5 protein-coding genes are annotated in these 9,578 nt (G+C 68.0%); 1 reads left to right on the top strand and 4 read right to left on the bottom strand.

Annotated elements, in window-relative coordinates; genetic code table 11:
- Positions 1-114 precede the first annotated feature (114 nt).
- A complete protein-coding gene (locus U9978_RS11390) occupies positions 115-1,941 on the bottom strand; it encodes a DEAD/DEAH box helicase (RefSeq protein ID WP_322761057.1) in 1,827 nt (608 codons plus the stop codon).
- Positions 1,942-2,379: 438 nt separating this feature from the next.
- Here U9978_RS11390 and U9978_RS11385 point away from each other — a divergent pair, with 438 nt between their 5' ends.
- Complete coding sequence (locus U9978_RS11385) at positions 2,380-3,744, top strand: helix-turn-helix transcriptional regulator (protein ID WP_322761056.1); 1,365 nt, start codon at positions 2,380-2,382, stop codon at positions 3,742-3,744.
- Here the strand turns inward: U9978_RS11385 and cutA are convergent.
- From cutA to U9978_RS11370, 3 genes are all read right to left on the bottom strand, one after another.
- Positions 3,727-4,068: a divalent-cation tolerance protein CutA gene (gene cutA, locus U9978_RS11380; protein WP_322761055.1), complete on the bottom strand. Its 342-nt coding sequence runs from the start codon at positions 4,066-4,068 to the stop codon at positions 3,727-3,729. The genes U9978_RS11385 and cutA overlap by 18 nt on opposite strands.
- 241 nt (positions 4,069-4,309) lie before the next feature.
- Complete coding sequence (locus tag U9978_RS11375) at positions 4,310-6,805, bottom strand: RelA/SpoT family protein (protein ID WP_416210932.1); 2,496 nt, start codon at positions 6,803-6,805, stop codon at positions 4,310-4,312.
- A gap of 155 nt (positions 6,806-6,960) precedes the next feature.
- The gene (locus U9978_RS11370) at positions 6,961-9,534 is read right to left on the bottom strand and encodes a bifunctional (p)ppGpp synthetase/guanosine-3',5'-bis(diphosphate) 3'-pyrophosphohydrolase (RefSeq protein ID WP_322761054.1); all 2,574 of its coding nucleotides are present in this window, start codon (positions 9,532-9,534) and stop codon (positions 6,961-6,963) included.
- Positions 9,535-9,578 lie beyond the last annotated feature (44 nt).

Below are 9,578 nucleotides of genomic sequence, written 5' to 3'. Positions count from 1 at the left end.
ACGTCTACCTTCCACTCGTCACAGCATGGGAAGCAGGACGCGGGGACCGAGCCGGACGGGTGGCGGGCGACGGGCGGATCCCGGGATGCGGGCCGGATGACGCGCCGCGGGCCGCTACTTTTCCCAGCGGCGGACGGTGTCGATGCGCGTCCGCAGCTGCGCGGCGCTGGCCTGGCCCGTCGCCGGCCCGCCACAGGTACGCCGCAGTTCACCGTGGATGATCCCGTGCGCCCGCCCGGTGCGGTGGTGATGGGCGGCGACGAGCCGGTTCAGCTCCCGGCGCAGCTCGGTGATCACCTCATGGGTGGGACGGTCATCCGCCGAAGCCTCCCCGGTGGCGTCGGCACGCGGGTCCGGCCGGACCTGCGAACCGGCCTGGATGGGGACCTCGGGTACCCCTGATACGGACTGCGAACGCCCGGCGCGCTCCTGTTTGCGGCGGGCGGCCTGCTGGGCCGCCTCCCGCTGCTTGAGCAGTACCGCGACCTGATCCGGTTCCAGCAGTCCGGGAAGGCCCAGAAAGTCCTCCTCCTCGGCGGAACCGGCCGCGGCCTGGGTGCCGAACTCGCCACCGTCGAAGATCACCCGATCGAGATGCGCGGACGAACCGAGCGCGGTGAACGACCGGTCCACCAGGTCAGGGGTATCGCGGCGCCGATTGGCCTCGCGAAGTGACTCGTCGTCGAACGCATCCGGTTCGCGCAGCGGCTTGTCGAGCGCGTGGTCGCGCTGGACCTCCATCTCACCGGCCAACGCGAGCAGCGTCGGGACGCTGGGCAGGAAGACCGACGCCGTCTCGGGACGGCCCCGGCCCCGCACAAAGCGACCGACCGCCTGAGCGAAGAACAGCGGCGTGGCCACGGACGTGGCATAGACCCCGACAGCCAGGCGCGGCACGTCCACGCCTTCGCTGACCATCCGGACCGCAACCATCCAACGGTCCCTCGAACCCCGAAATGCCTCGATCTTCGAGCTGGCAGCGGGATCGTCGGAGAGCACGACCACCGGCTCGGTTCCACTCACACGGCGCATGATCGCGGCGTAGGCGCGGGCGTTCGCGTGATCGGTGGCTATCACCAGCCCGCCCGCGTCCGCCATTCCGCCGACGCGTACCTGGCCCAGGCGAGTGTCCGCGGCAGCCAGCACCGCGGGGATCCAATCGCCACGCGGGTCGAGCGCCGTGCGCCATGCGGCGGCGGTCTGTTCGTTGTTCAGCGGCTCGCCGAGACGGGCTGAGAGCTCATGCCCGGCGCTGGTCCGCCAGGACATCTCCCCGGAGTAGGCCAGGAACAGCACGGGACGCACAACGGCGTCACGTAGCGCGTCGGCGTACCCGTAGGAGGAGTCCGCAACGCTGCGGGTCACGCCATCTGGGCCGGGGAGATAGGTCACGAAGGGAATGGGGTTGACATCTGACCGGAACGGCGTTCCGGTCAGTGCCAGCCGCCTGGTTGCGGGTGTGAAGGCCTCGCGGACCGCATCCCCCCAGGACCGAGCGTCACCGGCGTGGTGGATCTCGTCCAGGATCACCAGCGTGCGGCGCCGCTCGCAGCGCAGCCGGTGCAGCGCCGGATGGGCCGCCACCTGTGCGTAGGTCAGCACCACACCGGTGTAGTCCGACGAGGTCGCCCCGGCGGTATTGCGGAAGGTCGGGTCGAGCGCGATGCCCATCGCGGCGGCAGCCTGCGCCCACTGGCGCTTCAGATGTTCGGTCGGGGCCACCACGGTGATCGCGCGTACCACGCCGTCGCGTAGAAGGTCCGCGGCGACCCGCAGCGCGAAGGTCGTCTTGCCGGCCCCCGGCGTGGCGACCGCCAGGAAGTCGCGCGCGCCGGCACCCGTCCTGGCCTGGTATGCCGCGAGAGCGGCCCGCTGCCACGCTCGTAGCGGATGGCCACCAGGCGATACCGGTGGGGTGCTGGGTCGGGGGCCGGCGCTCACAGAGTGAAACTCTAAGCGGTCACCGAGGGCGCCTGGTCACGGTCACCGCGCGCGGCCCGCATCACATGATCAATAATCGCGCCCACAGCCCCAGACAAACCGCTCCCGCTATCACCCGATGTACCGGCTTCCATACACAAATACCCACTTGTCAGGCCCGGTCACATCCGGCGAACCATGGACACGATGGACCGAACGCTTCTCGCCACTGCCCTTTGACATATTCAACGGCGCCCGGTGGTAGTCAGTGGTGACGCGTTGACGGCATCCAGTGAAATCACGGGGAAAGGCGTCCGAACCAAACGGCGGCCGAACCAAACGGCGGCCGGCACCGAAGCGTCCGGGCCGTTGTCCGGGCGAACAGGTGGGTCCAGGTCGGATGTCCAGGACACCGGGATAAGCTACCTTTGTCGAGCACACCATCGGGGGAGACGGAAGATGACAGCGCCAGCCAGGGCGGTTCCGCCCGCCGTATCGAATCCTCCGGAACGCATCCCCAACACCCGGTTGCGAACCTGTCGCGAGGAGAGAAGCTGGTCGCAGGAACGACTCGCGACCGAGCTACGACGCTTCGCCGTCATCCACGAAGGACGCGAGGCAGGCGTCACCGGCAATATGGTCTGCAAGTGGGAGAAGGGCGACAAGAAGCCCAGCCTTCGTTACCAACGGCTCCTGCGCGCGCTATTCCACCGGAGTTCGGGGGAACTCGGCTTCATCGACGACGAAACGGTGACCCGGGTCCGCACCGATCAGGATGCGGGCCGCGATCCGGCACTGCCCCAAACGAGCGTGGAGCGACGCTCCTTCTTACGTATGGTCGCGGCAGCCGGGGGCGTCGCGGTCACCCCGGTCGCCTTCGACACCGAGCCCTGGGATCGGCTTTCCGCGGCCCTTCGGCAGCAGGCCGTCGTCACCCCGTCAATCGTCGATGACTTGTCCGCGCGCACGGCAGGTCTGTTCGGATTGGAAGAACGGGTCCCGGCCCGTGCCCTCATGGACAAGGTGACTGCGCATCTGGTGACGCTGAGCCGACTGCTGGAGACCTCACCACGGTCGGCGGTACGCCGTGACCTGGCCGCCACTGCCGGCGAAGCCGCGGCGCTCGCCGGCTGGCTCGCCTTTGACATGCGCGACAACACCCGGGCACTCGCCTACTACCGGGTCGCGGTCGAGGCCGCTCGCGAGGCCGATGACAACGCTCTGTGGGCATGCGTACTCGGGTACGAAAGCTACCAGCCGGGTGTGACCGGCCGGCCGGACCACGCCTGCGCACTATTAACAGAGGCGCAGCGCCGCGCCGCGCTGGGCGGCAGCATGATGACCCGGGCATGGCTGGCCGCTCGGGAGGCCGAGGAACAGGCTGCACGGGGGGACAGCGGCGCGGCGCGGCGCGCGCTCGAGCGGGCCGACGACGCCTACGACCGGGCCGACTCGGCGCACGACCGGGTATGGACGCAGTTCTTCGACCGCCCCCGCCTCAACGGGATGAAGGTCACGACCTTCACCCGCCTACGCCGCCCGGATGCCGCCTACGCGGCCGCGGCCGAGAGTCTGTCGCCCACCATCAGCCCGACCGCCACGAAAAAGCGCTCGCTGCTGCTCGCCACCCTCGCCGAGGTGCACATCCACCGCCGCGAGCCCGACCAGGCATGCCAGCTGGCCGCGGACGCGCTCGCGATCGTGGCGCAGACGGACTTCTCGATGGGACTCACCCGGGTCCGACAGGTTCGTGATCAACTTCGACCCTGGCGCGAGACACAGCCCGTGCGGGACCTCGACGAGCAACTACGGGTGCTGGCCTGAGCGCGTGGCCGGCGCCGTCTCAGCGGTGATCCAGTCCAGATAGTCGCCGAGCCCGTGAACGATCGGCGTCGCAATGATCTCCGGCGTCTCGTACGGGTGCGCCTGGGCAATCTCCTGCGCCAACTCTGCAAATCGCTCAGTCGTCGTTTTCGCTAGACATAGCCATTCGTCCGCCTGCTCGATCTCACCCTGCCATCGGTAGGTGCTGCGAATCGGGCCGAGAACCTGAAAACAGGCGGCGAGTCGCCGCTCCACCAGCAGACGCCCGATCCGCTCCGCCGCTTCAGACGAATCGATGCTGGTCATGGCCTGCAGATGGCCCACGAACTCCCCCGATCAATCGGCGCATGAACAACATACTCTACATCGAACGGGGGGGTCCACCGACAAATTTACGGTGGCTTCCGTCAGCACTGGATTCTGGACATTCCATTCGACCGACGGGTGCTCACCGTGAGCCGGGCACGCCGAGTGCTGTTTGCGCCATTTCTCCACAGAACGACGGAAACGAAGGAACAAATGATCATGATATGTAACAAGCGGAAACCGGGTGCCACCTGGGGCGCTATCCACAGGGATCGGCTCGGCGTCCACCGGTGCGGTAACAGTCATACACGCCACCCACCGTCCGTACCGCTGCCAGGACCGCGTCCAACTGCGCCGGCCCGGCGACCTCGACGGTGAATCGGGCCCGGGCCACCCTGTCCTCGGCTGTGATGGTGGACGCGGACCGAACAGCGGCCGACGCGTCCGACAGCATTTCGGTGATGTCCGCGAGCAGGCCATACCGGTCAAATGCCTCGACCGTGATCTCAGCGGGGAAGGTTGTCGTTGTGGTGGGAATCCAGGAGGTCACCGCGACCCGGCGCCGATCCCCACGGCCGTCCGCCGCGTTCGCACATTCCTGCCGGTGTACCGAGACCGCTGGGCTGTGCGTGGCGGTGAAGCCGACCACGTCGTCCCCTGGCAGGGGCAGACAGCAGCGTGCAAGACGTACCGGGACGTCCGGCCGGCCGTCAACCGCGGCCAACCCTGCCCAGGTCTGCGAACGAGCGCGCTCCCGCGGCAACCGCGGCTGCGACACCGCAGGCCGATGCGCGCGGTCCCCGGCGGGATCGGGACGGTGCAACGGGCCGACACCGCCGTCCAGAACGGTCCCGCCGTCCAGAACGGTCGAGTCGGCCGGATCCGCGCCGCCCGGTGCCACCGCAGCCGCAGAAGCAGAAGCAACGGATCCCGCCGGTTGGGACCCGCTCAGGTAATCCGCCGCCGGCACCACTGGACCCTCTGCCGACACCATGGTGCCCGCCACCGGCACCACTGGGCCCGCCGCCGGTATCACCGGACCCTCCGCTGGTCCGCCGGGTGCCGCTGTGGCGTCATGCCCGGTGGCGGGAGACGTGGTGTCGGCGTCCCGCCGCTGCCTCGTCGTCCTGCGACGGATCTTCACCCGAGCGCGGGAGGTCTTGACGAAATCCAACCAGTCCTCGGACGGACCGGCGCCCGGCAGGCCGGAGCGCAGGATCTCCACGACGTCACCGTTGCGCAAGCGGGTGTGCAGCGGAACCAGCCTGCCGTTGACACGGGCACCGATGGCCCGGTGACCGAGTTCGGTGTGGACGGCGTAGGCCAGATCCACCGGCGTCGACCTGGCGGGAAGCGCGATGATCCTGCCCTTGGGCGTGAAGATGAGAACCTCGTCCGAATCGAGATCCGCCGACAGCGACTCGATGAACTCACCCGGGTCCTTAGCTTCGCCCTCCCAGTCGAGGAGGCTGTGCAGCCATGCCAGGCCCTCCAGGCGGGCACCGTCCGCGGACGGCCCGACCGGCCGCGCGATGATCCCGGTTTCCGCGAGACGGTGCATGGCGTCGGTGCGGATCTGGATGTCGACGGGCTTGCCCGCCGAGTCCACCACCGTCGTGTGCAGGGACTGGTACATGTTGAACTTGGGGGTGGCCACGAAATCACGTAGCCGCCCGGGCGCCGGTCGCCACATGGCGTGCACTTCCCCGAGCGCCTCGTAACAGTCAGTGACAGAATCGACGAGGACCAGCACACGGGCTATGTCGTTGTAGTCACGCGCCTGGAAGCCACGCTCCTGCGCCCGCTTGTAGATCGAGAAGAGGTGGCTCGTCCTGACCGAGACCCGGGCGTTGATGCGAGCATCCTCAAGACCGCCCTGCAGCGCGGCGACGATCGCGGCAACCTGGCCGGAGGCGCGCTCCGCGGCGCTGAAGTCGTCGACCATCGACTGTATCCGCCGGTGCTCGTCGGGATACAGAACGGCGAACGAACGGTCCTCCAGTTCCCTCTTGATCACGCTCACGCCGAGTCGATGCGCCAGTGGCGCGAGGATCTCCAGCGTCACCCGGGCGATGCGCGCCTGCTTGGGCTGCGATTTGAAACCGACGGTCCGCATGTTGTGAAGGCGATCGGCGATCTTGATGACAAGAACCCGATAGTCTTTGGCAAGGGCGACGATCAGTTTCCGCAGGGTCTCGGCCTCAGCCTCGGCCGCGTCGCCGAAACGCATCTTGTCGAGCTTGGTCACCCCATCGACGATATTGGCGACCTCAAGGCCGAAATCCGAGGCTGCGGCTTCCAGCGTGTAGGGGGTGTCCTCGACGGTGTCGTGTAGCAACGCCCCGACGATCGTAGTGGTATCCACCCCGAGTTCGGCGAGAATCTCGGTGACCGCGAGCGGGTGGGTGATGTACGGGTCGCCGCTGTGTCTCTCCTGACCGGCATGCTGCCGGTTCGCGACGTCGTATGCATGGACGATGAGGCCGATGTCGGCCTTGGGATGATGCAGACAGTGCGCATCGGTGATCTCCCGCAACTCCGGCGGCACCGGAGGCGTGCTGCGGACCGCCGCCATCCAGCGGGCGAGATGGGCCAAGCGGCCAGTGGCCAGCCGGGCGGCGGCAAGCGTACGCGAGGTTTCCTCTCCCCCGCCGGCACCTTCAGCTTCCCCGGCCGGCCAGCCCCCGCCAGCCCGCTCCATCCGCGCGGGCAACGCCGCGCCCTGCATACCTGCACCTACGATCTCGGCGTCCACAGCGCCCCCCCTTTAACAGATCTCAGCGCGCAATTGGCCGGCGAGCCATACCGCGGCGGACGACGACCTTCTGCCGCGGCAACATCGATGTCGTACGCGGAACAAGCGGTTCCCGCCGGCGAGAACCGCTGCATAACCGGACGATTCCATCATGGTCAGCACCGCACACCCGAGGTGACCCGATAGCAGTCGTGCACGCCATCGATCGATCGCACCGCATCCCGGATGTGTCCCAGGTGCTTTGCGTCCCCCATCTCGAAGGTGAACCGGCTGATCGCGATCTGGTCCTTTGTCGTCGTCACCGACGCGGACAGGATGTTGACGTGATGGTTGGTCAACACCCGCGTCACGTCGGACAGCAGCCGGGCACGGTCCAAACCCTCGACCTGGATGACGACAAGGAACACCGAACCCGAGGACGCGGCCCACTCGACCGCAACAGTCCGGTCGTGCGGCGCTGCACGCAGGATCGCCAGGTTCGGGCAGTCGTGACGATGCACGGACACACCCTTACCCCGAGTGACGAAACCTGTGATCGAATCCCCCGGCATCGGCATGCAACAGCGGGCGAGCTTCGCCCACACGTCCTCCGCGCCGCTGACGAGCACCCCCGGATCGCCCACCGACCGCCGCAGCGCCCGGGTCGGCAGGGCGGTCTCGGCGACGTCCTCGGCCGCGCCCTCGGGTCCACCGAGCGCGGCCACCAGCCGGGCCACCACGTTCTGCGCGCTGACATGATTCTCGCCGATCGCGGCATACAGCGCGGAAACGTCCGGGTACCGCAGGTCCTTGGCCAGGCTGGGCAGCACGTCGCCGTTCATCAAGCGGGTGAGCGGGAGGCCGTGGCGACGCATCATCCGGGCGATGGCGTCCCGGCCGGCGACGACGGCATCCTCCCGTCGCTCCCGGGCGTGCCACTGGCGGATCCTCGTGCGGGCCCGGGACGACCGGACGAAGGTCAGCCAGTCCTCGCTCGGCCCAGCCGCATGCGCCCGTGAGGTGAAGATCTCGACGGTGTCCCCGTTGTCGAGCGACGTGTCAAGAGCGGCAAGTCTGCTGTTGACCCTTGCGCCCACGCACTGGTTACCGACGTCGGTGTGGACGGCGTAGGCGAAGTCGACCGGGGTCGACCCTTCCGGCAATGCGATCACGTCACCCTTGGGGGTGAAGACGAAGACCTCATCGGTGAACAGGTCGAACCGCAGGCTGTCGAGGAACTCACCGGGTTGCGCGGTCTCCCGCTGCCAGTCGAGGATCTGGCGCAGCCAGGCAGTCTGATCCTGGCCTGAGCCACCCCGACGGGACCGCCCGCCCGCCTTCGACCCACCGTCGGCAAGCCCGAACGCCCGTGCCTTCGCCGTGCCCGACGGCTGGGCCGCGACGCCGTCCTCCTTGTACTTCCAGTGCGCCGCGATCCCGTACTCAGCCCGGTTGTGCATCGCGTGGGTGCGGATCTGGAGCTCCACGGGCTTGCCGTCAGGCCCGATCACCGTCGTGTGCAACGACTGGTACATGTTGAACTTGGGCATCGCGATGTAGTCCTTGAACCGACCCGGAATCGGCTTCCAGTTCGCGTGGAGCGTTCCCAGGGACGCGTAGCAGTCGCGGACGGAGTCAACCAGCACCCGGATTCCGACCAGGTCGTAGATGTCGTCGAACGACCGGCCGCGCACCACCATCTTCTGGTAGATCGAATAATAGTGCTTGGGGCGACCGGTGACGACAGATTTGATCTTGGCTTCACCGAGATGGGCCAGCACCGCGGTGACCACACCGGTGATGTAGGTGTCCCGGCTCGGCGCACGCTCGGCCACCAAGCGGACGATCTCGTCGTAACGCTTGGGGTAGAGGGTCGCGAACGCGAGATCCTCCAGCTCCCACTTGAGCGAGTTCATCCCCAGCCGATGGGCGAGGGGGGCGTAGATCTCCAGAGTCTCGCGGGCCTTACGCTCCTGTTTGTGCTCGGGTAGGAACCGCAGGGTCCGCATGTTGTGCAGACGGGCGGCGAGTTTGATCACCAACGCCCGCGGGTCACGGGCCATCGCGACCACCATGCGACGGATCGTCTCGGCCTGCGCACCCTCACCGACCTTCACCCGATGAAGCTTCATCACCGCGTCAAGAACATCCGCGACGTGGTCGCCGAACTCGTCCCGGATGCCCTCGAGGCTCATATGAGCGTCGCCGACCGTGCCGTGCAGGAGCGCGGCGCACAGTGTCGGGGTATCCATACCGAGATCGGCGAGGATGCTCGCGACAGCTACGGGATGGGTCACATACGGATGCCCGGACAGCCGCACCTGGCCCGTGTGCACCCCTGCTGCGGTCTCGAACGCCCGGTACACGGGCCCGACGTCGGCACGGGGATGGTTGGCCAGCAGCCCTCGCAGTACCGGATCCAACAGCGACGGCGAGGGCGCGCGATGCGACGCCAGTTTGGAGAACCGGCCCCGGACTCGCCGGGGCAGCGGCGGCGACTCATGCCCCAGGCGCGGCACCACCTGCGAACCCTCACCGGGGTCGGGCTCCCCGTGGTCGCCCGGGAGGCCCGCCTGGTGAGCGGAACCGGGCGACGATCCACCGTCGATACGGACAGCCTCACCATCCGAGCACGTCCGGTCGGCTTCGCCGGCGCCGCGCGCGGCGGGCTCACCTGCCGGCGACGATTCATCAAAGATCGTCACGCCAGGCTCGGACACTCCGGTCACCACCGGCGCTGCCTCGGGCACAAGCCACTCCTGCTTCAACTAGCAATACACCCGGCCTCCGGCGG

It is taken from the genome of Protofrankia sp. Cr2 (assembly GCF_963555885.1).
GTDB lineage: Bacteria > Actinomycetota > Actinomycetes > Frankiales > Frankiaceae > Protofrankia.
The sequence above is the reverse complement of the archived record's forward strand: the minus strand, read 5'-3'. Positions and strand labels throughout refer to the sequence as shown.